General features: G+C 70.6%; 17 protein-coding genes. 16 read left to right on the plus strand and 1 reads right to left on the minus strand.

Annotation, left to right across the window (positions count from 1 at the left end; translation table 11 throughout):
• Positions 1-93 precede the first annotated feature (93 nt).
• The 9 genes from ACFPZ3_RS24425 to ACFPZ3_RS24465 all read left to right on the plus strand — a co-directional run bounded on the left by ACFPZ3_RS24425 (position 94) and on the right by ACFPZ3_RS24465 (position 16,100).
• Positions 94-2,862, plus strand: coding sequence for an AAA family ATPase (locus tag ACFPZ3_RS24425; RefSeq protein ID WP_379516532.1), 2,769 nt, complete (start codon positions 94-96; stop codon positions 2,860-2,862).
• A 149-nt stretch (positions 2,863-3,011) separates the two neighbouring features.
• Positions 3,012-4,001, plus strand: a complete 990-nt coding sequence (locus ACFPZ3_RS24430) for a DUF1702 family protein (RefSeq protein WP_379516533.1) — start codon at positions 3,012-3,014, stop codon at positions 3,999-4,001.
• A 160-nt stretch (positions 4,002-4,161) separates the two neighbouring features.
• Complete coding sequence (locus ACFPZ3_RS24435; protein ID WP_379516534.1) at positions 4,162-5,139, plus strand: DUF1702 family protein; 978 nt, start codon at positions 4,162-4,164, stop codon at positions 5,137-5,139.
• Positions 5,136-7,064: a CRTAC1 family protein gene (locus ACFPZ3_RS24440; protein ID WP_379516535.1), complete on the plus strand. Its 1,929-nt coding sequence runs from the start codon at positions 5,136-5,138 to the stop codon at positions 7,062-7,064. Before ACFPZ3_RS24435 ends, ACFPZ3_RS24440 begins: the two co-directional genes overlap by 4 nt.
• A 4-nt stretch (positions 7,065-7,068) precedes the next feature.
• A complete protein-coding gene (locus tag ACFPZ3_RS24445) occupies positions 7,069-8,070 on the plus strand; it encodes an enediyne biosynthesis protein (protein WP_379516536.1) in 1,002 nt (333 codons plus the stop codon).
• On the plus strand, positions 8,067-13,742 hold the full coding sequence (locus ACFPZ3_RS24450) for a type I polyketide synthase (RefSeq protein ID WP_379516537.1): 5,676 nt from the start codon (positions 8,067-8,069) through the stop codon (positions 13,740-13,742). The genes ACFPZ3_RS24445 and ACFPZ3_RS24450 overlap by 4 nt, the downstream gene beginning before the upstream one ends.
• Positions 13,739-14,167, plus strand: a complete 429-nt coding sequence (locus ACFPZ3_RS24455) for an acyl-CoA thioesterase (protein WP_379516538.1) — start codon at positions 13,739-13,741, stop codon at positions 14,165-14,167. Before ACFPZ3_RS24450 ends, ACFPZ3_RS24455 begins: the two co-directional genes overlap by 4 nt.
• Before the next feature lie 20 nt (positions 14,168-14,187).
• Entirely contained in the window at positions 14,188-14,730 is a 543-nt protein-coding gene (locus tag ACFPZ3_RS24460; RefSeq protein WP_379516539.1) for a flavin reductase family protein, read from the plus strand.
• Positions 14,727-16,100 carry a cytochrome P450 gene (locus ACFPZ3_RS24465; RefSeq protein WP_379516540.1) on the plus strand — a complete coding sequence of 458 codons (1,374 nt, stop codon included), beginning with the start codon at positions 14,727-14,729 and terminating at the stop codon, positions 16,098-16,100. Before ACFPZ3_RS24460 ends, ACFPZ3_RS24465 begins: the two co-directional genes overlap by 4 nt.
• A gap of 61 nt (positions 16,101-16,161) precedes the next feature.
• Here the strand turns inward: ACFPZ3_RS24465 and ACFPZ3_RS24470 are convergent, their stop codons facing one another.
• Entirely contained in the window at positions 16,162-16,923 is a 762-nt protein-coding gene (locus ACFPZ3_RS24470) for a helix-turn-helix domain-containing protein (protein ID WP_379516541.1), read from the minus strand.
• Positions 16,924-17,526: 603 nt separating this feature from the next.
• Here ACFPZ3_RS24470 and ACFPZ3_RS24475 point away from each other — a divergent pair.
• From ACFPZ3_RS24475 to ACFPZ3_RS24505, 7 genes are all read left to right on the plus strand, one after another.
• Positions 17,527-18,072 (plus strand): SigE family RNA polymerase sigma factor, encoded by a 546-nt coding sequence (locus tag ACFPZ3_RS24475; protein ID WP_379516542.1) that lies wholly within the window; start codon positions 17,527-17,529, stop codon positions 18,070-18,072.
• 13 nt (positions 18,073-18,085) lie between these two features.
• Positions 18,086-18,655 carry a DUF5987 family protein gene (locus tag ACFPZ3_RS24480; protein WP_379516543.1) on the plus strand — a complete coding sequence of 190 codons (570 nt, stop codon included), beginning with the start codon at positions 18,086-18,088 and terminating at the stop codon, positions 18,653-18,655.
• Positions 18,652-20,304 (plus strand): FAD-dependent oxidoreductase, encoded by a 1,653-nt coding sequence (locus ACFPZ3_RS24485; protein WP_379516544.1) that lies wholly within the window; start codon positions 18,652-18,654, stop codon positions 20,302-20,304. The genes ACFPZ3_RS24480 and ACFPZ3_RS24485 overlap by 4 nt, the downstream gene beginning before the upstream one ends.
• Positions 20,301-21,341, plus strand: a complete 1,041-nt coding sequence (locus tag ACFPZ3_RS24490; RefSeq protein ID WP_379516545.1) for a carboxymuconolactone decarboxylase family protein — start codon at positions 20,301-20,303, stop codon at positions 21,339-21,341. Before ACFPZ3_RS24485 ends, ACFPZ3_RS24490 begins: the two co-directional genes overlap by 4 nt.
• 130 nt (positions 21,342-21,471) lie before the next feature.
• Entirely contained in the window at positions 21,472-22,275 is an 804-nt protein-coding gene (locus tag ACFPZ3_RS24495; protein WP_379516546.1) for a TIGR03084 family metal-binding protein, read from the plus strand.
• Between the two features lie 476 nt (positions 22,276-22,751).
• Entirely contained in the window at positions 22,752-23,921 is a 1,170-nt protein-coding gene (locus ACFPZ3_RS24500) for a hypothetical protein (protein WP_379516547.1), read from the plus strand.
• 212 nt (positions 23,922-24,133) lie between these two features.
• On the plus strand, positions 24,134-25,120 hold the full coding sequence (locus tag ACFPZ3_RS24505; RefSeq protein WP_379516548.1) for a helix-turn-helix transcriptional regulator: 987 nt from the start codon (positions 24,134-24,136) through the stop codon (positions 25,118-25,120).
• Positions 25,121-25,258: the final 138 nt, after the last annotated feature.

A 25,258-nucleotide genomic window follows, 5' to 3' on the forward strand; every position in this document is an offset into this window, starting at 1 on the left:
CCGCGGCATAGCGTTCGAAGCAAGCCGATGAGGGTGAGAGAGCGCAACACCACACTCGTGACGGCTTCCGCGGCAAGTCGAGAGGAGACAGCCATGGAACTCATCGAACGACAGGAGGAACTGGCTGCTCTTGAGTCGCTCCTCACCAAGGCGGTGCAGAGCAGGGGCAGGATCGCTCTGATCAGCGGCGCTGTCGCGACGGGCAAGAGCTCGCTGCTGCGATCGGTGGCCGAGCAGGCCATCGAGCTGGGCGCGCTGGCCGTGTCCTCGACCGCCTCGCTCATGGAGCGCGATCTGCCGCTGGGCGTGCTGCGCCAGCTCATCCAGGACGCGCCGCTCGTGGAGACCGAACGGGAACGCGCGATAGCGCTGGTCGAAGAGGGTACGCGAGCCGTGATCGACTCGGGGGCCGACCAGCTCATCGACCCGCAGATCGTCCACTCGTTGTGCACGGTCCTGCTGGACCTGTCCGAGCGCTGCCCGCTGGTGATCATCGTCGACGACGTGCACCATGCCGACCGCGCTTCGCTCCTCTGTCTCGCCTACCTGGCCCGGCGGGCCAGGAACGCCCGGATCGTGGCCGTGTTCGCCCACTCCGACCGGATGCGCTACACCGACGCCTACTTCGAGACGGACCTGCTGCGCCAGCCCCACTGCCGCAGGCTGCGGCTCTCGCCGCTGTCGCGCCAGGGCATCGAGGAGCTGATGACCGAGCGGCTGGGCATGGAGGCGGGCGGGCGTTTCGCCAAGGAGTGGTACACGCTCAGCGGCGGCAACCCGCTGCTGGCCGGAGCCCTGGCCGAGGACTACACGCAACTCCTGCGCGCCGTGGGCGAGCCGCCCGCCGAGCCCGTCGCGGGAGACCAGTTCGGCCAGGCCGTGCTGTCCTGCCTGCAGCGCGGCCACCCGCAGACCATGCAGGTGGCGCGCGGGCTGGCGGTGCTCGGCGAGAGCGACGACCTCGACCGGCTGCTCGACATCTCGGCCATCGACATCAGCAGGGAACTGCTCTCGCTCAGCTCGGCCGGCCTGGTCGCGGGCCGCAACTTCCGCCACGAGTCCATCTGCCGCGCGGTCCTGGCGGGGACGGACCAGGAGGAGCGGATGGCCCTGCACCACAAGGCGGCCCAGGTGGCCCACGACGCGGGCATGACGCCCTGCGTGGTCGCCGACCACCTCCTGCTGGCCTCCAAGGTCGAGGCGCCCTGGGTGCTGCCCACCCTGGAGGAGGCGGCCATGAACGCGCTGCGCGGCGGTCAGGTCGAGTCCGCGGTGGCGTACCTGCGGATGGCCTGGCGCGAGTGCACCGACGAGAACCGCCGCCTGAAGATCACGACGATGCTCGTACGCGCGGAGTGGCGGATCAACCCCGCCGCGCCCACCGGGCACCTGGCCGAGCTGGCCGAGGCGGTGAACCGGGGCAGCCTGCGCGGCGGCGACGTCATCGTGCTGGCCCGCGCCCTGCTGTGGCACGGGCGCTTCGACGACGCCCGCGACGTGCTGGAGCAGCTCGGCGACGAGGGCGACGTCGTCGACCACGAGACGCTGGCCGAGATGGTGGTGGCCCAGCTCTGGCTGCGCGTCACCTACCCGCCCCTGCTGGCGGGCGCGCCGCGCCCGGCCGGTCGGCGCGCGCTGGCCGGCATGGTGTCCGTGGCCGTCAACCGGCGGGTGGAGGCCACGCTCGCGCTGGCCGAGGTCCTCACGCGCGGCCCGCGCGAGGAGAGCCTGAACGCGGTGGAGCGCATCCTGGAGGACGCCCATCTCGACGAGATGTCGATGGACACCGTGGAGAACGCGCTGCTCGCCCTGACGTACGCGGGCCGCTTCGAGTGCGCGCTCCCCGCGTGCGACATGTTCAGCGCCGAGGCGATGTCCAGGCAGGCCCCCAGCAGGCAGGCCAGGCTCGCGGCGATCCGCGCCGAGATCGCGGTCAGGCAGGGCGACATGCCCGCCGCCGCGCACCACGCCCGCATCGCGCTCGACACCATCCCGATGAGCAGCTGGGGCGTGGCCATCGGCGGGCCGCTGAGCAGCCTCATCATCGCGCTCACGGCGATGGGCAGGTACGACGCGGTACGCGAATACCTCGACAGACCCGTGCCCGAGACCATGTTCCAGACCCGCTACGGCCTGCACTACCTGTACGCCCGAGGCCGCTACAGCCTGGCGAGCGAGTACTTCGCGCTGGCGCTGCGCGACTTCCAGCTCTGCGGCGAGCTGATGGTCACCTGGAATCTCGACACGCCGGGGCTGATCCCGTGGCGCGCGGACGCGGGCGAGGCCTGCCTGCGCATGGGCCACGTCGAGGAGGCGAGGGAGCTCATCGAGACCCAGCTCGCCCGCTGCGGCGCCGACAGCCGCAGGACCAGAGGCATCGCCCTGCGGCTGCAGGCCGCCGTCTCCGAGCCCGCGCGGCGTCCCGCGCTGCTGCGGCAGGCGACCGAGTACCTGCAGATGGCCGGCGACAGGTACGAACTGGCCAGAGCGCTGTTCGACCTCGTCGAGGCATATGACTCGCTCGGCGAGTACCGCAGGGCCAGGACCATCGCCGGCCGCGCCCAGACCGCGGCGCGCGAGTGCCGGGCCGAGCCGATGATCAGCGCGCTGAGCCGGGCCGACGACCCGACCATCGTGCCGACGCCGCTGCCGAGCGAGCTGATCAGCGAGCTGAGCGACGCCGAACGGCGGGTGGCCGCGCTGGCCGCGGCCGGATACGCCAACCGAGAGATCGCGGCCCGGCTCTACATCACGCTCAGCACGGTCGAGCAGCACCTGACCCGCACCTACCGCAAGCTGAACATCAGCCGGCGGGTCGATCTGCCGCTGGTCGTGGAGTTCGACGACCAGGTCGAGCACTGAGGCTCGACCAGGTCGAGCACTGAGGCTGTCTGCCTCATCCGCATTTGTGCTCTTCGTGGGGAATCCGCAATCTGCGAAAAGCCCTCTCCCGTCACCGAACGCATCCTGGTGAGACGCCCGCGCCGTCGGTTGGTGAGGAGAGGTCCACAATGTCGACGTTTTTAGGTTCGCTCCGAAGGCTCGTACTCGCGCCGTCCCTGACCGAGGTGACCTTCGCGGGGCGCGGCTTCCCCGTCGTCCCGTCCGCGGAGACGGAGCTCCTGGAGGCGATCCCGCAGGCCGTCGTCTGCGGCTTCGAGTGGGGCATCGACGCGCGTGACCAGTGGGAGGTCGAGCGCAGGCTCGACATGGTGCGGACCGACCTGCGCGGCTTCGCCTACGAGGGCGTGACCATGGCCTTCACCGTGCTCGACGCCATGGCCGGCGGACGCGGCAAGCGGACGCGTGAGCTGCTGCTGGGCCCCGGGCAGCCGCACATCTTCCTCGCCTACATCGGCATCGGCTTCGCCATGGCCCGCCTGCCCAGGGTCCTGTGGAAGAAGGTGCTGCCCGATCTGACCGGCTCGCCCTACCACCCCGTGATGAGCTGGCTCGCGATCGACGGCTACGGCTTCGACCTGGCCTACTTCCACACCCGTCAGTACGTGGACGAGCAGCGGGTGCCCGCGGCGTACCCGTGGCGGGGCCGTCCCAACTACTTCCCGCGAGCCGTGGACCAGGGCATCGGTCGCGCGCTGTGGTTCATCCACGGAGGCCGGGTGACGGACGTCGCCACCGCCGTGCGCCGCTTCGCCCCCGAGCGGCAACCGGACCTGTGGAGCGGCGTCGGCCTGGCCGCCACGTTCGCGGGCGGCGGCGCGGTGGACGCGCTGGCCCTGCTGCGCCAGGAGTCCGGGGAGCACAGGGACGAGCTCGCGCAGGGCTCCGTGTTCGCGCTCAAGGCCCGCCACTACTCCGGTCACGTGCCCAAGCACAGCGAGGCGGCCGCGAGCGTGCTCACCGGTATGTCCGTCGCCGGCGCGGTCGCGCTGGCCGACGACACCGCGGTCGGGCCGGACACCTCGGGCGACGTCCCGGATTATGAGTTGTGGCGCCGGCGGGTGCGCCTGCATTTCGCCGCGGAAAACGCGCGTCGCTGACCTCTCGAATCGCCCCACATTTACTCCGGTAATTCTCGGCGGTGGCTTCGCCGTGGCCTGAATACGCCGTTCTGATGAGCACTACCGGAGTTGTGTCGACATTCGGCCTCATGTGTCAATGGGATCAGAATATCCGCTGGTTGAGTGGTGAAGGGTTGCTATGGCCGGCTTGCTGCGATCGCTGAGAAGGCGAATACTTACCCCGAATATCGCGGAGACGAAGCTCGCCGTCCGCGGTTTCCACGTGAAGGACGAGGCCGCCCGCGAGTTGCTGGAGAAAATTGGCGAGATATTCCTCACCGGCTTCGCGTACGCGGTCGAGTCCGGCACCACGGCCGAGGCGGAAGAACGGCTGGAACAGATTCCGGAGCGATTCCGCGGATTCGCCTACGAAGGCGCGGGAATGGGATTCGCCATTCTCGACTGCGTTACTTTCGGCGATCTGCGCAGAGTGCGGAGCCTGCTCGCCGGCCGCGGCGAACGTCACAACTACATGATCTACGTCGGGATCGGGTGGGCCATGGCCAGGCTGCCCAGGTTCCTGTGGCCGAAGAGCGACACGCTCGACCCGCTGCTGCTCTGGCTGGTCCACGACGGCTACGGCTTCCACCAGGCGTATTTCCACACCGATCGGTACGTCCGTCAGCAGCGGCCGGAGACCGGCTTCGGCTGGCCCGCCGGGCAGGAAGCGTACGCGCGGCGCGCCATCGACCAGGGCATCGGCCGCGCCCTGTGGTTCGTCGGCGGCACCGACGCGGAGCAGACGGTCAAGCTGATCGAGAGCTTCCCGCGCGAGCGCCACGCCGACCTGTACGCGGGCACCGGCCTGGCCACCACCTACGCGGGCGGCGCCACCGAGGACGAGCTGCTGTGGCTGCGCCACCAGGCCGGCGCCCACCTCCCCCAACTGGCCCAGGGCAGCGCCTTCGCCGCCGAGGCCAGGATCAGGGCCGGGCTCCTCGTGCCGCACACCCGTCAGGCCACCCAGATCATCTGCGGCGCCACGGCGGAACAAGCCGCCGAGACCTGCAGCAAGACCCGCCCCGACTCGTCACTGCCGGGTGAGCTGCCCGCCTTCGAGATCTGGCGGCAGCGCATAGCCGACGCATTCGTCTCCCTTGGAGGTGTTACCCCGTGACCACGGTAGCCACCTGGCTGCGCAGGCAACAGGCGGGAATCGTCGCCCTCGTGGTGATGGCCGCCCTGTTCGCGGTAGGCCGCCCGTCCTTCGCCTCCGACGAGGCCAAGGCCGAGCTGGCAAGCGCGTACTCGTTCCAACCCCTGAGCATCGCGCTGCCGGCGAACTACCCGCAGCAGACCGTCCGCAAGGTGAACCAGCGCTATAAGCACATCGACGCCTGGATCTCCTCCGTCGGGGCCGGGATCGCGATGAACGACCTCGACATGGACGGCAGGTCGAACGACCTGTGCGTCACCGACCCGCGCATCGACCAGATCGTGGTGACCCCCACCCCCGGAGAGCGCTCCGACAGGTATCAGCCGTTCGCGCTGAACCCGGGGACGCTGCCGATGAACGAGGCCATCGCCCCCATGGGCTGCCTCGCGGGTGACTTCAACGAGGACGGCCGCACCGACATCCTCACCTACTTCTGGGGCCGCACCCCGATCGTCTACCTGGCCAAGCCCGGCGTCACGGCACTGGCCAACGACGCGTACGTGCCCACCGAGCTGGTGCCGAACAAGGGCGGCGCCACCTACGACGGGCCGCAGTGGAACAGCAACACCGCCACCAGCGCGGACTTCGACGGTGACGGTCACCTCGACATCTTCATCGGCAACTACTTCCCGCACGGCCCCGTGCTGGACGACAAGGTCAACGGCGGCGTCGAGATGAACGACTCGATGTCCCACGCGGTCAACGGCGGCGAGAACTACTTCTTCCGCTACACCGGCGTCACCGCCGGCGCCCCCGCGGCGCCCACCTTCGCCAAGCTCGACAACGTCTTGGCCACCAACGTCTCCAAGGGCTGGGAACTGGGCGCCAGCACCGCCGACCTCGACGGCGATCTGCTCCCCGAGCTGTTCCTGAACAACGACTTCGGGCCCGACCGGCTGCTGTACAACCAGTCGACACCGGGGAAGATCGCGTTCAAGCTGGTCGAGGGCGTCTCCTCGCCGTTCGTGCCCAAGTCCAAGACGCTCGGGCACGACTCCTTCAAGGGCATGGGCTCCGACTTCGGCGACCTGGACGGCGACGGTCTCTACGACTCCTTCGTCAGCAACATCACCACCTCGTTCGGCATCGAGGAGAGCAACCACGCCTTCTTCAACACCGGCAAGGACAAGGCCGACGTCCGCGCCCAGCTCACCGATGGTGTGGCGCCCTTCACCGACCGCAGCGCGCAGACCCGTACCGCGTGGACCGGGTGGGGCTGGGACGTCAAGATCGACGATTTCGACAACAGCGGCGTGCCCGCCATCGTCCAGGCGACCGGATTCGTCAAGGGCGAGGTGAACCGCTGGCCGCAGCTCCAGGAGCTGGCCACGGCCAACGACGGCGTGCTGCGCAACCCGCACTCGTGGCCCGTGGTCAACGCGGGCGCGGACATCGCGGGCAGCCAGACGCTCGCCTTCTTCACCAAGGAGAAGAACGGCGCCTACGCCGACGTGGCGCACGAACTCGGCCTGGCCATTCCCGTGCCGACGAGGGGCATCGCGACCGGTGACGCCAACGGCGACGGGCTGCTCGACCTCGCGGTGGCCCGGCAGTGGGACGCCCCGGTCTTCTACCAGAACCAGAGCAAGTCGGCCGGATCGGCCATCACGCTCCAGCTCACCCACGAAAGCGGCTCGCCGGCGGTCGGCGCCGAGGCGGCGACGTCCGTCGACGGGCGCACCGTGATCGGGCGTGTGGACGGCGGCAGCGGCCACTCCGGCCGCCGCAGCCACGAGGTGCACCTCGGCCTCGGCAAGAACGTGACCGGACCGGTGACGGTCAACCTGCGCTGGCGTGACCGCACAGGACAGGTGCGCGAGCAGGATCTTCAGCTCTCTCCGGGCAGGCACGCCATCCAGCTCGGCTCGCAAGCGAAGGAGAAGTGACGTCATGGCCGCTGAGAAGACCGCCGCGGCGAGCGGGCCGGCGAAGGCCGGCGGCCCGCCGCGCCACGACCCGAAGGTCATCACCGCGTTGCGCAGGTTCGCCCTGTCGATCACCGTCTTCAACATCCTCGGCTACACCGTCCTGGGCTTCGAGCAGCCGTGGACGTGGCCGCTGATCGCCCTCGCGACCGCTTACAGCGTCGAGATCGGCCTCGAATGGATCGGGTCCCGCGCTGAGGGCCGCCCGGCCCGCTTCCTCGGGAACGGCCCCCGCGGGCTGATGGAGTTCCTCTACCCCGCGCACATCACCGCCATCGCGATGAACATGCTGATCTACGTCAACGACCAGGTCCTGGTGATGATGTTCGGCATCACGGTCGCGGTCGGGGCCAAGTGGGTGCTCAGGACCCCGGTGCGTGGCCGCCTGCGGCACTTCATGAACCCCTCCAACTTCGGCATCGCCGTGATCCTGCTGCTCATCCCCTGGGCCAGCATCGCGCCGCCGTACCACTTCACCGAGCACGTGACCAACCCGATCGACTGGCTCATCCCCGTCATCATCATCGCCGCGGGCACGATGCTCAACGGCAAGCTCACCAACCGCATGTGGCTCATCGTCTCCTGGGTGAGCGTCTTCGCCCTCCAGGCGGTCGTACGAGGCCTCATCCTCGACGACGTCTCCATACTCGGCGGGTTGTCCATGATGACCGGCGTCGCGTTCGTGTTGTTCACCAACTACATGATCACCGACCCGGGAACCAGCCCCTCCAAGCCGCTCTCGCAGATCGCCTTCGGCGCCGGCGTGGCCGTGACCTACGGGGTGCTGACCGGCATGAGCATCCCGTACGGGATCTTCTTCGCCACCGCCATCGTCTGCCTCATCCGCGGTGGCTTCCTGTGGTCGCTGCGGATCGTGGAGCTGTCCCGCGAGCGGGACGCGGCCCGTGTCACCGCGGCCGCCGTCGCGGCGGTCAAATCCGCTGACAAAGAGGTCGCGCGGGCATGAGCAGGATCGCGATCGTCGGGCTGGCCTGCCGGTACCCCGACGCGGACACGCCTCGCGCGTTGTGGGAGAACGCCATCGCCGGACGCAGGGCCTTCAGGCGACTTCCTGATGAGCGCATGCGGCACGACGACTACTGGGATCCAGATCCCACCACGCCCGACCGCTTCTACGCCAAGACCGCCGCCGTCATCGAGGGCTACACGTTCGACCGGGTAGCACACCGGATCGCCGGCAGCACCTACCGCTCGGCCGACCTCACCCACTGGCTCGCCCTCGACATGGCGGGCCAGGCCCTGGCCGACGCCGGGTTCCCGCGGGCCGAGGGGCTGCCGAGGCAGCGCACGGGCGTCGTCGTGGGCAACACGCTCACCGGCGAGTTCAGCCGGGCCAACGCGCTGCGGCTGCGCTGGCCGTACGTGCGGCGCACGCTCGCGGCCGCGCTCAGGGAGCAGGGCTGGGACGACGCCAAGCTGGCCGGCTTCCTGTCCGGCTACGAGGCCGCGTTCAAGAGCCCGTTCCCGCCCGTGGACGAGGACACCCTCGCCGGCGCCCTGGCCAACACGATCGCCGGCCGGATCTGCAACCACTACGACCTCAACGGCGGCGGCTACATCGTCGACGGGGCGTGCTCGTCGTCGCTGCTGTCGGTGATGACGGCGAGCAGGTCGCTGGTCGACCGCGACATCGACGTCGCGATCGCCGGCGGTGTGGACCTGTCCATCGACCCGTTCGAGGTGATCGGGTTCGCCAAGACCGGGGCCCTGGCCAAGCACGACTTCCGGCTCTACGACCGGCACTCCAACGGCTTCTGGCCGGGCGAGGGCTGCGGCATGGTCGTGCTGATGCGCGAAGAGGACGCCGTGGAGTCCGGGCGCCGGATCTACGCCACCATCGCAGGATGGGGCATGTCCTCCGACGGCCGGGGGAGCATGACCAGGCCGGAGGTCAGCGGCTACAAGCTCGCGGTGAGCAGGGCGTACGAGATGGCCGGGTTCGGCATCGACACGGTCCCGCTCTTCGAGGGCCACGGGACGGGCACGGCGGTCGGCGACGCCACGGAGCTGACCGCGCTGTCGCAGTCCAGGGCCGAGGCGGACCCGTCGGTCACGCCGGCCGCCATCGGCTCCATCAAGGGGATGATCGGGCACGCCAAGGCCGCCGCCGGGGTGGCCGGTCTGATCAAGGCCGTCATGGCGGTGCACGAGCAGGTGCTGCCGCCCACCCTCGGCTGCGTCGATCCGCACGAGGTGCTCACCGGCGACTCCGCGACGCTGCGCGCGCTGCGGGTGGCCGAGCCGTGGCCCGACGGGGCTCCGCTGCGGGCCGGCGTCAGCGCCATGGGCTTCGGCGGCATCAACTCGCACGTGGTGATCGAGAACAGCGCGCCCAGGCGGCGCGTGGGGCGTCGTACGAAGCTGCTGGCCTCCTCGTTGCAGGACGCCGAGCTGCTGCTGTTCGACGGCGGCTCGCCCGAGCAGCTGCGCGAGCGGGTGGCGCGGCTGCACGACTACGTGCCCGTCGTGTCCTACGCCGAGCTCGCGGACCTCGCCGACACGCTCCAGGGCGAACTGCGCGGCCTGCCCTACCGGGCGGCCGTCGTCGCCTCCTCTCCCGAGGAGGCGGAGCGGCAGCTCGCGCGGCTGCTGGAGGCCATCGACTCGGGCGAGGACAGTCTGCTCACCCCCGACGGCAGGGCCTTCTACGGCCACGCCGCCGGACCCGCCAGGCTGGGCTACCTCTTCCCCGGACAGGGGTCGGGGCGCGCCACCGGCGGCGGGGCGCTGCGCAGGCGCTTCGCCGACGTGGACGAGCTCTACGCCGAGGCCGCGCTGCCCACAGGCGGTGACGTGGTGGCCACGGCCGTGGCCCAGCCGCGCATCGTGACCGGCTCGATGGCCGGGCTGCGGGCGCTGTCCATGCTCGGCATCGAGGCGGAGGTCGCGGTCGGCCACAGCCTGGGCGAGCTCTCGGCCCTGCACTGGGCCGGGGTGATGGACGAGGACGCGCTCCTGCGGCTGGCCACCGGCCGCGGCCAGGCCATGACCGAGCACAGCGAATCCGGCACCATGGCCGGTCTGCGTGCCGGGCCCGACGCCGTGCGGGCACTGATCGGCGACCTGCCGGTGGTGATCGCGGGGTACAACGGCCCCGGCCAGACCGTCATCGCGGGCTCCGTCGAGGCGGTCGAGGAGGTGGGGCGGGCGGCCAGGGCGGCCGGCGTGAGCTGGACCAAGCTGAACGTCTCGCACGCCTTCCACTCGCCGCTGGTCGCACCCGCGGCCGAGGCCCTGTCGCCGTACCTGCGGCAGGAGTCCTTCGGCAGGGTCGGCCGCCGGGTCGTCTCCACGGTCACGGGCACCGCGCTCAAGCCGGACGCCGACGTCTCGGCGTTGTTGCGGGAGCAGATCACCGCCCCCGTACGCTTCACCCAGGCGGTCGAGCAGGCGGCCCAGGGCCTTGACCTGCTCATCGAGGTCGGTCCAGGGCGGGTGCTCAGCGGGCTGGCGGCCGGGGTGACGGACGTCCCGGCGATCGCGCTGGACACCGATGACGAGTCACTGACCGGGCTGCTGCGCGTGGTCGCCGCCGCCTACGTCGCGGGCGCGTCCATAGCGCACGAGGAGCTGTTCTACGGGCGGCTGACCAGGCCGATGGAGATCGGGGCCGAGCTCTCGTTCTTCACGAGCCCGACCGAGCAGGCGCCGCGGATCACGGTCGGGCAGGTGAGCGTGAAGCAGGCCGAGGAGCCCGCAGGCGCGCCGCCCGCCGCGGCCGCGGAGCCCGGCGAGTCCACCACGGACCTGCTGCGCCGCCTGGCCGCCGCCCGCGCGGAGCTGCCCATGGAGATGGTCACCGAGGACAGCAAGCCGCTCGACGAGCTGCACCTCAGCTCGGTCACCGTCATGCACATCATCGACCAGGCCACCCAGGAGCTCGGCCTGTCGGCCGGGCAGGCGCCCACCAACCTCGCCACGGCCAGCCTGCGCGAGCTCGGCGAGGCGCTGGACAGACTGGCGGCGGAACCGGGCAAGCGGGCGGTGACCGGAGTGACGGGCTCCGCCCCGTGGGTCCGGCCGTTCGCCGTCGATCTCGACGAACTGCCCCTGCCGGCCAGGACCGCCGCCGAGGCGGCCGGGACCTGGCAGGTGTTCGCCGACGCGGACTCGCCCCTCGCCCAGCCGCTGCGCGAGGCACTCGAACGGGGGAAGGTCGGATCCGGTGTGCTGGTGTGCCTACCGCCGCAATGCGGGCTCGATGACGTCGAGCAGGCACTGCTCGGCGCCAAGGCCGCCCTGGCGGGCGGGCCGGGCACCCGGTTCGTCCTGGTCCAGTACGGGCGGGGCGCCGCCGGCCTGGCCAAGACACTCCACCTGGAGACCGGAGTCCGTACTACCGTCGTGCACGTACCTGCGCTACCGGAGGCGGCCGGCTGGGTAGCCGCCGAGGTGGCGGCCACCGACGCCTTCACCGAGGCGCACTACGACGAGCACGGCACGCGCAGGGTGCCCACCATGCGCGCGCTGCCCGTACGCCCCGCGCGTACGGAGCAGCCGCTGGGCCCCTCCGACGTCCTGCTGGTCACCGGCGGCGGCAAGGGGATCACGGCGGAGTGCGCGCTGGCGGTGGCCGCCGACGGCGGCGCCGCGCTGGCCGTGCTGGGCCGCTCCGACCCGGCCGAGGACCAGGAGCTCGCCGCGAACCTGCGGCGCATGTCCGAGGCGGGGCTGGCCGTGCACTACGCCAGGACCGACGTCACCGACGCCGCCCAGGTGCGGCGCGCGGTGGAAGAGGCGGAGCAGGCGCTCGGTCCCGTGACGGCGGTGCTGCACGGCGCCGGCCGCAACGAGCCCGAGGGGCTGGCCAGGCTCGGCATGGACGCCTTCCGCCAGACCTTCGCCCCGAAGGTCGACGGTCTGCGCAACGTGCTCGACGCGGTGGACGGCGACAGGCTGCGCCTGCTGGTCGCCTTCGGCAGCATCATCGGCCGGGCGGGCCTGCCGGGCGAGGCCCACTACGCGACGGCCAACGAGTGGCTGGCGGAGCTGACCCGCGAGGTGGCCGAGCGGCACCCGAGCTGCCGTACCGTCTGCATGGAGTGGTCGGTCTGGTCCGACGTCGGCATGGGCGAGCGGTTGTCGGTCATCGAGCGGCTGGCTAACCAGGGTGTCACGTCCATCCCCGCCGACCAGGGCGTGGAGATCATGCGGCGGCTCGTCGCCGACCCCGACGCGCCCAGCGTCGTGGTCATCAGCGGCCGCACCGAGGGCATCCACACCGTCCGCTACGACCTGCCCGAGCTGCCCCTGCTCCGGTTCGTCGGCAAGCCGCTGATCCGCTACCACGGCGTGGAGCTCGTCACCGAGATCGAGCTGAACGACGGCACGGACCTCTACCTGGCCGACCACCACCTCGACGGCAACCTGCTGTTCCCCGCCGTGTTCGGGATGGAGGCCATGGCCCAGGCCGCGCTGGCCACCACCGGGCGGGACATCACGCCGATCATCGAGGGCGCGGAGTTCCTGCGCCCGATCATCGTCCCGCCCGGCGGCAGCACCACGCTGCGCGTGGCCGCGACCGTCACCGAGGACGACGACACCCTCGCCCTGAGCATCCGCAGCGCCGACACGGGCTACGACGTGGACCACTTCAGGGCCGTGCTCCGCCTGACCGGCGACGGCGCCCCCGCGGGGCCGCCCGAGCAGGTCGAAGACGGTCTCGCGGCCGTCCCGCTCGACCCGGCCTCGGAGTTGTACGGCGACGTGCTCTTCCAGGGCAAGCGGTTCCAGCGGCTGGCCCGCTACCACCGGGCCGCGGCCCGCGACGTCGACGCCGACGTGGCGGTGCTGGACACGGGTGACTGGTTCGCCGCGTTCCTGCCGGGTGAGCTGCTCCTGGGCGACCCCGGCATGCGCGACGCCCTGATGCACGGCAACCAGGTCTGCGTCCCCGACGCCACCCTGCTGCCGACCGGCGTCGACCGGATCTACCCCGGTGGGCCCGCGCTCGCCTCGGAGGAGCGGCTGCGCTACTGCGCGACCGAGCGCGACAGGGACGGCGACACCTACGTCTACGACATCGCCGTGCGCCTGCGGGACGGGCGGGTCGTGGAGCGCTGGGAGGGGCTGCGGCTGCAGGCCGTGCGCAAGAAGGACGGCCGGGGACCCTGGGTGGCGCCGCTGCTCGGGCCCTACCTGGAGCGGACTCTCGAGGACGTGGCCGGCGTCAGGGTCGCGGTCTCCGTCGAACCGGGGCAACAGGGCGAACAAGCCCGTGAGGCCCTGGCCGTCGCCCGCGTCGCGGGACGAGGGGACACGGTCGCCACCGCCCACATGGACGGCCTGACGCTGTGCGTGGCGGGCTCCGGCACCCTCGGCTGCGCGATCGCTCCCGTAGGTGAGGTGCGGGAGCCGGTGGCACTCGCCGAGCGGGTGGCGGCGGAGACCGGGGAGCGGGCGGACACCGCGGCGGCCCGCGTCGCGGCCGCCGTGCGCTGCCTGCGCGAGGCCGGGCTCGGCGACACCGAGCCGCTCACGGTCACCCCGGGGGAGCGCGACGCGTGGGTGGTCTTCGCCTCGGCGGGACTGCGCGTCGCGACGCTCGTGACGGCCGTGCGAGACCTGCCGGACCCCGTCGTCATCGCGGTAGTCACCGAAGGACGGTCACAACCATGAGCAAGTACTTCGAGTACGTCCACACGGTCTGCTTCGAGGAGACCAACATCGTGGGCAACGTCTACTACGTCAACTACCTGAGCTGGCAGGGCCGGTGCAGGGAGATGTTCCTGAAGGAGCGGGCGCCCGACGTGCTCGCCGACCTTCAGGACGATCTCAAGCTCTTCACACTCAAGGTCGATTGCGAGTTCTTCGCGGAGATCACCGCCTTCGACGAGCTGTCCATCAGGATGCGGCTCACCGAGCTGGCGCAGACACAGGTCGAGTTCGGCTTCGACTACCTGCGGCTGAACCAGGACGGGAGCGAGACGCTCATCGCCCGTGGCAGGCAGCGGGTGGCCTGCATGCGCGGGCCCAACACCAGGACGGCACCCGCCAGGGTTCCCGAGTCGCTGGTCAGGGCGCTCGAACCGTACGCGTCCTAGAACGGATCCAGGAGGTTTGCGTGCAACTCCACTCATCCACCACACAGCCCGAGCCGTCGGACGACACCAAGGCGCTGCGGCGCGCGTTCGGGACCTTCGCCACAGGCGTCACCGTGGTGACGACCGGGGGAGATGTGCCGCATGCCATGACGGCCAACTCCTTCACCTCGGTGTCCCTCGACCCGCCGCTGCTGCTCGTCTGCATCGGCAAGGGCGCGGTGATGCACCAGTGCCTCACCATGACGGGCACCTTCGGCGTGTCGGTGCTGGCCGCGAACCAGGAGGACGCGGCCCGGCACTTCTCCAACCGCTACCGGGCGCTCGGCGCGGCCCAGTTCGAGGAGATCGACGTGGTGAAGGGCGTGCTCACCGGGGTGCCGCTCGTCAAGGGCGCCATCGCCCGCTTCGAGTGCGAGGTCTGGCGTTGCTACGACGGGGGCGATCACTCCATTTTCATCGGCAAGGTAGTCGCCCTCTGCGAGGAGGGCGACGTCGACGGGCTGATGGTCTACCGGGGGCAGTTCAGGGAGATCGTCTCCAACCTACGCGAGGTGCTGGCATGACAGCCGTGGAGACACGGGTCCCGGCGCGGAAGGTCCCGGCGGTCCCGCCGGGGCCGTCCCCCCTGGCCGCTCCCGTGCTGTTCCGGCGGCTCGTCGCCGACCGGCTCGGGCTGCTGTCCAAGGCCGCCGAGGAGTACGGCGACGCCGTCAAGATGACCATCGGTCCCAAGTCCATCTACCTGTTCAACCATCCCGACCACGCCAAGCACGTGCTGGCCGACAACAGCGGCAACTACCACAAGGGCATCGGCCTGTCCGAGGCCCGCCGCGTCATCGGCGACGGCCTGCTGACCAGCGAGGGCGAGCTGTGGAAGCGGCAGCGCCGCACGATTCAGCCGCTGTTCCAGAACAAGCGGATCGCCCAGCAGGACACGGTCATCGGCGAGGAGGCCGGGCGGCTGGTCGAGCGGCTGCGGGCGCACGTGGGCGGCGGGCCGGTCGACGTGGCCAGGGAGATGACCGGGCTCGCGCTCGGCGTGCTCGGCCGCACCCTGCTCGACGCCGACCTCGGGGCGCACGCCTCGATCGGGCACTCCTTCGAAGGGGTGCAGGACCAGGCGATGTTCGAGATGGTGACGCTGGGCATGGTGCCGCTGTGGTTACCGTTACCGCTGCACCTGCGCTTCCGCCGTTCGCGCCGGGCCCTCTACCGCGCGGTCGACCTGCTGGTGGCCGAGCGGCTCAGCCGCCCGACCGACGGCGGCGACCTGCTGTCCATGCTGGTCGCCTCCGTCAAGGAGGAGGCCGATCCGCGGGCCGCCCGGCAGCGGCTGCGCTCGGAGCTCGTCACCGTGTTGCTGGCCGGGCACGAGACCACCGCGAGCACGTTGTCGTGGGCCTTCCATCTCCTCGACCGGCATCCGGAGGTCTGGGAGCGGCTGCACGACGAGGTGGTCTCCGTCCTGGGGGATCGGCCGCCGACGTATGAGGATCTGCAGCGGCTCACGTACACGACGATGATCCTGCACGAGGTCATGCGCCTGTACCCGCCGGTGTGGGCGCTGACCCGGGTCGCGCGGCAGGATGACGAGGTGGGCGGCTACCGGGTGCCGGCCGGGGCCGATGTGCTGATCAGCACGTACACGTTGCATCGGCATCCGGAGTACTGGGAGGAGCCTGGACGGTTCGATCCCGGCAGGTTCGACCCGGAACTGCCGTCCGTACGGCCCCGATACGCCTACATTCCCTTCGGCGCCGGGCCGCGGTTCTGCGTCGGCAACCACCTGGGCATGATGGAGGCCACGTTCGTGCTCGCCATGGTGGCCCGCGAGCTCAAGCTGACCGGGTTGCCGGGGTTCCGCGCGGTGCCCGAGGCCATGTTGTCGCTGCGGGTGCGCGGCGGGCTGCCGATGACGGTCAGCCAGGCGTGAGAAAACGATCCGCGGGTGGTGAGATTCTCACCGCTCGCGGATCGTTGTGTCAGTGTCAGTCTCAGTGGCCGTTGGAGCTCGACGAGAGCAGGTCGCGCAGCGCGAGCAGGATCGGCGGGTCGAGCGAGCTCATGGGCTTGAGCCGGATGTCGGCGTGTTGCGGTCCGCCGTCGGAGCCGACCACGACCGGCCCGAAGCGCGCGATGCACAGAGCGTCGTCGCCGAGGGGCGGCTGATTGATGGAGTCCTCACGGCCGGCGGCCACGGACTGGGCGATCAGGTGCCAGCGGCCCTCTGGAACGTTCTCCAGCACGAAGGGCCCAGGGCGGCTGATCACGGCGAAACTGACCGGTCGTCCTTCGAGGATCTGGTCGGGGAACAGGCCGGTGAAGACCGGCTGCTCCTCATGTGGAGAGACGATGGTGCCGCTCAGAGTCGTCGTCGTGGCGACCGGCTCGGGCTCCCGCCCGGCCGCGAGCACCTGCTCCGTGATGCTCATGTGCTGGCGGTACTTGCTGGGCGGCAGGCCCACGCTGTGCGTGAAGCGCGAGCTGAAGGTGCCGACACTGGAGTAGCCCACCTGGTGGCTGATGTTGGTGATGCTCAGCGAGGTCGTGGCGAGGAGCCGCTTGGCCTCGCGTAACCGCACCGCCGACAGGAACCGGCCCGGCGACAGCCCCGTGACCCGCTGGAAGACGCGGGAGAAGTGGAACTTGCTGAACATCGCTGTGCGCGCCATGTCGTCGATCGTGAGCTGCTCGCCGAGGTTCTCCTGCATGCTCTCGATCACCCGCATGACCGCTCGCTCGATGACGTCGTCCATTTGTCCTCCCGGGTTAAGGAGGGGGTCGAGCAATCTCGGATGAAATCGCCCCCGATTGGCGGCCGAATTCTGATCCTGGATTGCGACGATTCCTCTGTCACCCTGGTTGGTGCGCATTCTCGGCATTCGCGATCGAAAATAATTCGGCTGCCTACTGCTACACGCGGCGAACGTGGCGGAATGCTGCATTGGGCATCGACTCATTCGAAAGAAATTTTGAGTGATCGGGCGATCGCGCTGAGTTGCGACGTCGGTGACTGCTTCGCGGGCGGCGAACTGGCACTGTCGAGCCTAGGCTCGTACGCAGGTCACACCGCGCGCACGCATGAGAAATAGGGGTCCCGGCACGCACAATAGGGGTACCCGGGACACCGCATCACCACGGTGCCCCCAAACTTCAACGCCGGCTGAATTCCCACAACTCCAGGCATCGAAAGAAGGGGTCATAAGACCGAGAATAGGGGTGGGCCGCGAATAAGGGCAGCCGGGCGGCGGGTAGGGGTTGTGACGCCTCTATGCAAGGTTCAGTTTGTGGGAAGGCTGGCAATTTCGAATGCGACAACGCCGACCCACCTGGGTGGGCGCCCTTGGAGTGTGAACAAAATGACTCAGGCGCGAGAGGACGGGGATTTCGCGCGCTTCGTCAAAAGAACCAGACCGGCCCTGCGGCGCACCGCCTTCCACCTGTCACGCGACTGGTACGAGGCCGACGACCTGGTCCAGCGCACGCTGATCGCGCTCCACCGGCAGTGGGACACGCTCGAAGGCCGCGACAGGATCGGGCCCTACGCGCGCCAGGTCATGCGACGCCTGTACATCAGCGACCGCAGGAAGATGCGCTGGTCGCGCGAGGTCCTCATCGGAGCGGTGCCCGAGACGGCCGTCTCCGACGACCCCTACTTCCTGGTCAGCGAGCGCATGGCGCTGATCGACGCGCTCGCCGGGCTCGGCCCGCGGCAGCGGGCCACCCTCGTCCTGCGCTTCTGGGAGGACCGCAGCGTCGAGGACACCGCCCGCGTCCTGGGCAACGAGTCCTCCACCGTACGCAGCCAGACCGCCCGAGCGCTGAACGCCCTGCGCGAGGCGCTCGACGCCACCGGCGCGGACGGCGCGGCCACGACCTCTGATCCCGATCCGAACCGCATCTAGGCAGGGAACGCACATGGGCCCACAGACGCCAGACGAGTACGAGCACAGGACCACGACGCTGGAAGCGTTCGCCGACACCATCATCCCCGGGGAGAAGCGGTTCGCCGGCGACAGGGCCGTCGCCGGCGTCAGCGAGGGGGGCGGCGCCGTCCAGGCCGGCGCCATCGAGCTGCTGGAGTGGGACGCGACCGGCCTCAGCGGCGGGCTGGACGACTTCGCCGCCGCGCTCAACCGGCACGCCGCCGCGTACGCGGCCGAGCACGGGATCGCGCCCGACGAGGACGTGCCGCCGTTCGTGTCGCTCCCCTACGAGGACCGCGCGGCCATGGTCCGGTGGCTGACCGCGCCCGGCCACCCGGAGAAGGCGCTGTGGGTCAGCCTCGCCCTCTTCTGCAACATGTCCTACGACTCCGCGGCCCACATGAGCACCGTGGACGCCCTCGCGGCCGGGCATCCAGGACTGACCTCGATGGGCCTGGCCCTGCCGGACGCCGACGGCCTGTGGAGGTTCAGGTCCTGGTCCTACGGCCGGCCGCTGGCCGACGTCCACCCCGCCACCACGCCCTCCGGGAGCCCCGCATGAACAACGTCGAGAGCACCGACGTGCTCGTGATCGGCAGCGGCTTCGGCGGCGCGATCACCGCCTACCACCTCGCGGCGGGCGGCGCGAAGGTCACGATCCTCGAACGCGGCCCGTGGCTGACGAGCGAGGACTACGAGCACGACTACAAGCTCGGGTCCTCCTACACGCGGATCTTCGACTTCGTGGTCGGCGACGGGATGAGCGTGCTCGGCGGCAACTGCGTCGGCGGCGGCAGCGTCGTCTACTTCGCCGCGATGCCCCGCGCGCCGCGCTTCGTCTTCGAGCGGCGCGGCAGCATCAACAGGCGCATGTGGCCCGCCGCGATCGACCGCGACACGCTCGACCCCTGGTACGACCGGGTCGAGGAGTCGATCCCGATCACCAAGCAGGGGTGGGAGGACGTCTCGTACGCGGGCGGTCTGTGGGCCGCCGCCTGCCGCCACTCGGGCCGCACCGCCAACCCCGTACCGGCCGCCGTGGACACCTCCACCTGCGTCAACTGCAACTGGATGATGGCCGGCTGCAAGTTCGACGCCAAGCAGTCACTGCTGTTCAACTACCTGCCCGCCGCGCTCTCGCACGGGGCCGAGATCAGGCCGCTGCACGAGGTGCAGAGCATCTCCAGAACCGACGACGGCGGCTACCGCGTCCACTACCTGCACGTCAACGACGAGGACTACCGCATCACCGAGGGCACGGGGACGATCGACGCCAAGGTGATCGTGCTCGCCGCCGGCACCGCGGCCACGCCCGTCATCCTGCAGCGCAGCGAGCCCGCGCTCGGCCCGATGCCGCACGGCGTGGGCCGCTACTTCTCCGGCAACGGGGAGCGGCTGAACACCGCGGTGATCAACGAGGACCGGGTCCGCGACGTGCTCGGCCTCGACCGGGGCGACGGTCTCGCGTACGCCGCCAACCAGATCGGCAAGGGACCCACGGTCGCCAACTGGGACAGGCTGGACGGGTCACTGCCCGAGTACACCCGATACTCGCTGGAACAGCTCTACTTCCCGCCCGGCCTCGGCACCATCCTGGCGCTGACCGACGGGCCGGAGGCGTCGTGGTTCGGCCCGCGCAAGAAGGAGATGCTCAAGCACTGGCAGTCGTGGCTGATCATCTTCCAGATGATCGAGGACGACAACGAGGGCGTCTTCGGGCCGCCGCCTGAGCGCGGCAACGCCGACCGGCTCTCCCAGCAGATGCTCGGCATCGGCCGCCTCAGCTACAAGCCGACCGCCAACACCTCCGGCGCCTGGGCGATGGCCGACGCCGAGTGCAAGGAGATCCTCGAACGCGACGGGCTGGCCACCGTGACGCCGTGGACCAACGACCTGGTCGGCGCCTACACCGTCCACCCGCTGTCCTCCTGCCGCATCGGCGACGACCCGCACACCTCAGCCCTCGACGACAGGAACGAGGTACGCGGCCACCCCGGCATCTTCGTCACCGACGGCTCCGCCGTGCCCGGCGCGCTGACCGTCAACCCCGCCATGACCATCTCCGCGCTGGCCGAGCGGGCGATCCCCGGCATCGTCAGGGCCGCCCAGGAGCGCGGGGTCGAGGTCACGTACGGGGCGCCCGCGCCCGACGGCTCCACCAGCGGGCGGCGCGGCGCGGCGCACCTGGTGCCGTCCCTGATGCGCCGATGAGCACGCTGCTCACCCGGGTGACCGCGCCCGGCACGATGGCCCAGGTCCGCCACGTCTCCCCGGTACGGCCCGGCGCGGCGCGCGGCCTGGTGGCCGAGGTGTACGCCCAGGTGGAGCGGGACTTCGGCATGCTGGCCCCGCCCGTGATCATGCACTCGCCCGCGCCGGAGACGATGGCGGCCTGCTGGCTGCTGCTGCGCGAGTCGCTGCTCGCCTCGGGAACGGTCAGCAGGGTGCACAAGGAGGTGGTGGCCACCGAGGTGTCCGCCGGGAACTCCTGCCCGTACTGCGTGGACGTGCACCAGGCGACCCTGCGCGGCATCTCCCGCCGCGCGGACCCCGGCCTGGAGCGGGTGGCGTCCTGGGCACGGTCCTCCGGGGTCAGGGAGACGGCGGAGCGGCATCCCCCGCCGCTGCTCACGGGGCACAGCAGGGAACTCGTCGCGGTGGCGGTGACCTTCCAGTACCTCAACCGCATGGTCAACGTGTTCCTCGGTGACTCGCCGCTGCCGCCCGAGGTGCCGCAGGGGGCTCGGGGAGCCGCCTTACGGCTGTTCGGCCTGGTCATGCGGCCTGCCGCGCGGCGGTCGTGCCCCAAAGGGGACTCGCTCTCCCTGCTGCCCGCCGCGCCGCCGCCCGCCGATCTGGCATGGACCCGGGGATCGGGGCACCTGGAGGGGGCGTTCGCCAGGGCCGTCGAGGTCGTCGAGGAAGGTGGCCGGCGCCGGTTGCCCGAATCCGTCCGCGAACTGGTCGCCGCCCAGGTGGCCGCCTGGGAGGGGCATCCTCCGCCCGGGCTCGGCCGTGGCTGGGTGGAGGGGGTGGTCGCCGGGGTGCCTGAGGGGCAGCGGGCCTCCGCTCGTCTCGCGTTGCTCACCGCGCTGGCGTCGTACCAGGTGGACTCCGCTGTCGTGGCCGATTTCCAGCGGGGCGAGCCCGACCAGGGGGCGCTGATCGAGGTGACCTCCTGGGCCGCGCTGACCGCGGCCCGGCGGGTAGGCGCCTGGCTGCCACTCACCCAGTCCGCCCACACGTGACCCGCCCCTGACCTGACCCGCCTCGGACCTGACCTGATCTGACCTGCCCGGGCCTGATCCCCTCGGATCTGACCGCCTGCATCTGATAGCTCGCACCGAGCGAACCGATCTCTGAATGAGAGGACAAGCCATGACCGATCTCGAGGTCGTGCTCAGCGACCTGACCGAGGATGGCGAACAGCTCGACCGTCTGGTGTCCGGCCTGGCCGCGGACGACTGGAAGCTGCCCACGCCCGCCCCCGGCTGGACGATCGCCGACCAGATCGCCCACCTCACCTTCATCTTCCGGATCGCCACCGCGGCCGCGACCGATGCCAAGGCGTTCGAGACCCTGACGTCAGGAGCGCAGCAGAACTTCGACGGCGCGGTGAACGCCGCGCTCAAGGACTACGAGAACGACACGCCCGACCTCCTGCTCAGCAAATGGCGTACCCAGCGCTCCGTCGTCGTCGAGGGGCTGGCCGCCGTACCGCCGGGCGAGGTCGTGCCGTGGCTGGTCAACCCGTTGCCGCCGATCGTGCTGGCGTGCGCCGGGATCATGGAGCAGTTCGCCCACGGGCAGGACATCGCCGACGCGCTCGGTGTGGATCTGGAGCGTACGGACCGGCTCCGGCACCTGGTGGTGTTCGCGGTCCTCACCCAGGACTTCGGCTACCAGTCCCGCGGCCTCACCCCGCCGGGCGTCCCGTTCCGCTTCGAGATCACCGGCCCGTCCGGCGAGGTGTGGGCCTACGGGCCCGAGGACGCCGACAACCGGATCGCGGGCCAGGCGAACGACTTCTGCCTGCTGGTCACCAGGCGGCGGCACCGCGACGACGTGGCGGTCACCGCGGTCGGCCCGGAGGCGGACCGGTGGCTGGACATCGCCCAGGCCTACCGCGGCCCCGCCGGCGCCGGCCGCCGCCCCGGCCAGTTCGTGACCGTTCCCCAGTAGGAGGTCTGGCCGTACCGGCCCGCCTGCCCTTCGGGCCGGTCGGCCTGGCCCGCCCCCCAGCACTCGCGGGGCGGCGGGCTGGTCTGCTGCCCAGCCTTGTCGGGGTGGTCCCGCGCACCTGACCGGTAGGCCGCGCGTCTCCGTATGTGAGGCGAGCGGCCTACCGGCCTCTCCCATGTCCGAGATGCCTTGTCGTGGGTGCTGTTGCCGGGGTGGTGTCGTCGCGTGCGCGTGGTGGTGTCCTTCTTGGGGATTGCTGGATGGTGGCCCGATCGTTGACGCCCCGGCAGGGCCGCGACTGTACTGGTCGGGAGTCAGCGTCCGGAGGAACTCCCCGATGCTGGCCGGTGGGGAAGCTCGGCCCGCGGTCCGCCCAAAGTCGGACCCCCTCCGTATCCGCCCGAGCGAGGCGGCCGCGGTGCCGATGACCTCACGCCGGGCCTGCCCCGGCCGGGGATGAGCGCGGAGGAGAAACGATGGCACCCACGCCTGCGGGCTCGCAATCGGCGAAAGCGGTGCCCGGGGTGGTGGCGGAACTGGCCGACTGCCTCGGGGGAACCGTGCATCTGGCGTACGCGCAGGCTTCCGGCCTGGACGTCGTCGTCGCCGGTTTCGCGCGGTACGAGGCGCAGACCAGGGCCAGGGCCATCGCCCGGGCGACCGCCCTCGACCGCCTGCACCGGCTGCCCCACCACGCCAGTTCCCCCAAGGCACCCGCGTCCAACAGGCGGGGCGCCTCACGTGATGGCTTACCCGCGTCCGACCTGCGGGGTGCCTCACGTGATGGTTTACCTGCGTCCGACCTGCGGGGCGCTTTACCCGCGTCCGGCCTGCGGGGCGTCTCACATGATGGCTCGCCGACGCCCGACCCGCGGGGCAGGGAGTTGCGGTTGTCCGACTTTCTGAGCGACCCCCCGGAGGCGGTGGGGCTTTTCGTGCCGGGTACGGGTCTGGTGAGCGGGAACCGGTACCAGCTTCCCGCGGAGGTCGTGTGGCTGGGTGAGCGTGAGACCCAGGTGGAGGCGGCCATGACCGGTGTCGTGGACCTCGGGATCGCCGAGGCCATCGCCGAGATCATCGCCCATGACGTGGTCGCGCGCTGGTGGGCCCGTCCGTCCCAGCAGCCGCTCCTGCGGCTCTCGGCCCAGCTCGACCGCCTGCTCCCCACCGGCGTGATGGCCGCGGCCACCGGGCTGGGGCTGCGGGTGTCGGCGTTCGCGCTCGCCGTGCCCGACCTCAGGATCGCCATGGTGACGGTCGGCGGCGAAGGCGCCACGCTGGGGGTCGCGGCGGGTCGTACGGTCAGGAGCGCGATCGGTGAGGCCTTCTTACGCGCGATGGCGGCCAAGGCGCAACCGTGGGCCACGCTGGCACTGCCCGAGGCCCTGCGCCGCTTCGCGGTCTGGCACCGCGAGGGCGACTACGCCGCGCACCTGGAGCGGCTGGGCGTGGACGCCGAGCCGTGGCTCATCGGCGAGCCGGGCGACCTGCGCCCCGCGAGCTGGCCGGAGATCGCCGCCCGCCGGTTCGGCCACGAGCCCGTGGCCGTCGAGTCCGGCGGCACCGGCACGATCGTCAAGGTCGTGTGCCCGGGAGCCGCGTGCTACCGCGCCACCTCCGCCAGGCTGCCGTGCCCCGTTCCTTAAGAGCCCGTGCGACCACAAACACAGGCGGTGCCCCTGTCTCTGGCGGCGGCAACCGCCTACGCGGTCGGCGGCAACCGCGCTATTGCTCAGTTGAGCACGACGCAAGAGGTTCTGAGCCGACCAAATGCCGATAATTGACTTTATGCGGGATAAAAACGGACAAAGATCGCATATCCCGCGAGAACGACACGCCGGCGGCCGGGAGGTGGACTATGGACCTTACAGTCATCGGTATCACTCCGGAACTGGAGGAGATCTACCGCTACTTCCTCCGGCACCCGGGCGAGGGCGTCGGCTCGCTTCCGGAAAGCCTGTCGATGGACCCCGACACCGTCGAAGCCGCCGTGGAGACGCTCGGTAAGCTCTCGATGCTCGACCTCACCGATCGGCACCGCGTCCTGGCCACCGAGCCGCGCGTCGCCGTCGAACGGCTGGTGGAAAAGCGCCTCGACGAGCTCAACGCCGAGATCCGCCGGGTCTTCGGCGCGCGCGACGCCATAGCCGGCCTCCTGGAGGACCTTCAGGAGGGCGAGCGCGCCGGCGCCGCGCTCGACATCGAACGGGTGGAGAGCGGCGCGCGGGTCCGCCAGCGGCTGGACGACCTCGCCTTCTTCTCCTACAAGGAGACGCTCTGCCTGCACCCGGGCGGCCCGTTCAACAAGGTGATGATCGAGTCGGCGTTGCCGCTCGACACCCGCTCGCTGCGCCGAGGACTCTCGATCAAGGAGATCTTCCACCCCTCCGCGCTGGAGGACCCGCACATGGTGTCCTACCTCCGCGAGCTGATGAGCCTGGGCGGGGAGGTGCGCGTCACCGAGCAGCCGATGGACCGCATGCTGATGTACGACCGCAGCGTCGCCGTCGTCCCGATCGACCCCAAGCAGAACTCCAAGGGCGCGCTCCTCGTACGGGAGCCCGGCCTGGTCTCGCAGTTGTTCATCTACTTCGAGGGCCTGTGGAACTCGGCCGTGGACCTGCGTACCTACATCGACCCGCCGGAGGACGCGCCGGCGCTGACGGACATGGAGCGCCGGGTGCTGGAGGTGATGGCCACGGCGGACAAGGACGAGATCGCCGCCCGCGAACTGGACGTCTCGGTCCGCACCTACCGCCGCTACGTGGCCGACCTCATGGCCCGGCTGGGAGCGGTCAACCGCTTCCAGGCCGCGCTGCGCGCCAAGGAGGAGAACTGGATCTGATCTTTTCTGCTGTGCCGTCCGGGCACAGCGTGAACCCCGCGACCGGTGGTCGCGGGGTTCTTTTTGTTTGTCCTGTCGTCCTTGTCGCTCCTTTCCTGAGTGGCGTGCGGGTAATTCAGTTTCCGTCGTCGTTTCTCC

It is taken from the genome of Nonomuraea insulae (assembly GCF_042656245.1).

Excerpts from the sequence above, each read along its gene's own strand:
- ACFPZ3_RS24475 (WP_379516542.1), top strand. The coding sequence starts at position 17,527 with ATGACTCAGGCGCGAGAGGACGGGGATTTCGCGCGCTTCGTCAAAAGA.
- ACFPZ3_RS24505 (WP_379516548.1), top strand. The coding sequence starts at position 24,134 with ATGGACCTTACAGTCATCGGTATCACTCCGGAACTGGAGGAGATCTAC.
- ACFPZ3_RS24435 (WP_379516534.1), top strand. The coding sequence starts at position 4,162 with ATGGCCGGCTTGCTGCGATCGCTGAGAAGGCGAATACTTACCCCGAAT.
- ACFPZ3_RS24445 (WP_379516536.1), top strand. The coding sequence starts at position 7,069 with ATGGCCGCTGAGAAGACCGCCGCGGCGAGCGGGCCGGCGAAGGCCGGC.
- ACFPZ3_RS24450 (WP_379516537.1), top strand. The coding sequence starts at position 8,067 with ATGAGCAGGATCGCGATCGTCGGGCTGGCCTGCCGGTACCCCGACGCG.
- ACFPZ3_RS24495 (WP_379516546.1), top strand. The coding sequence starts at position 21,472 with ATGACCGATCTCGAGGTCGTGCTCAGCGACCTGACCGAGGATGGCGAA.
- ACFPZ3_RS24480 (WP_379516543.1), top strand. The coding sequence starts at position 18,086 with ATGGGCCCACAGACGCCAGACGAGTACGAGCACAGGACCACGACGCTG.
- ACFPZ3_RS24425 (WP_379516532.1), top strand. The coding sequence starts at position 94 with ATGGAACTCATCGAACGACAGGAGGAACTGGCTGCTCTTGAGTCGCTC.
- ACFPZ3_RS24465 (WP_379516540.1), top strand. The coding sequence starts at position 14,727 with ATGACAGCCGTGGAGACACGGGTCCCGGCGCGGAAGGTCCCGGCGGTC.
- ACFPZ3_RS24455 (WP_379516538.1), top strand. The coding sequence starts at position 13,739 with ATGAGCAAGTACTTCGAGTACGTCCACACGGTCTGCTTCGAGGAGACC.
- ACFPZ3_RS24430 (WP_379516533.1), top strand. The coding sequence starts at position 3,012 with ATGTCGACGTTTTTAGGTTCGCTCCGAAGGCTCGTACTCGCGCCGTCC.
- ACFPZ3_RS24500 (WP_379516547.1), top strand. The coding sequence starts at position 22,752 with ATGGCACCCACGCCTGCGGGCTCGCAATCGGCGAAAGCGGTGCCCGGG.
- ACFPZ3_RS24490 (WP_379516545.1), top strand. The coding sequence starts at position 20,301 with ATGAGCACGCTGCTCACCCGGGTGACCGCGCCCGGCACGATGGCCCAG.
- ACFPZ3_RS24485 (WP_379516544.1), top strand. The coding sequence starts at position 18,652 with ATGAACAACGTCGAGAGCACCGACGTGCTCGTGATCGGCAGCGGCTTC.
- ACFPZ3_RS24470 (WP_379516541.1), bottom strand. The coding sequence starts at position 16,923 with ATGGACGACGTCATCGAGCGAGCGGTCATGCGGGTGATCGAGAGCATG.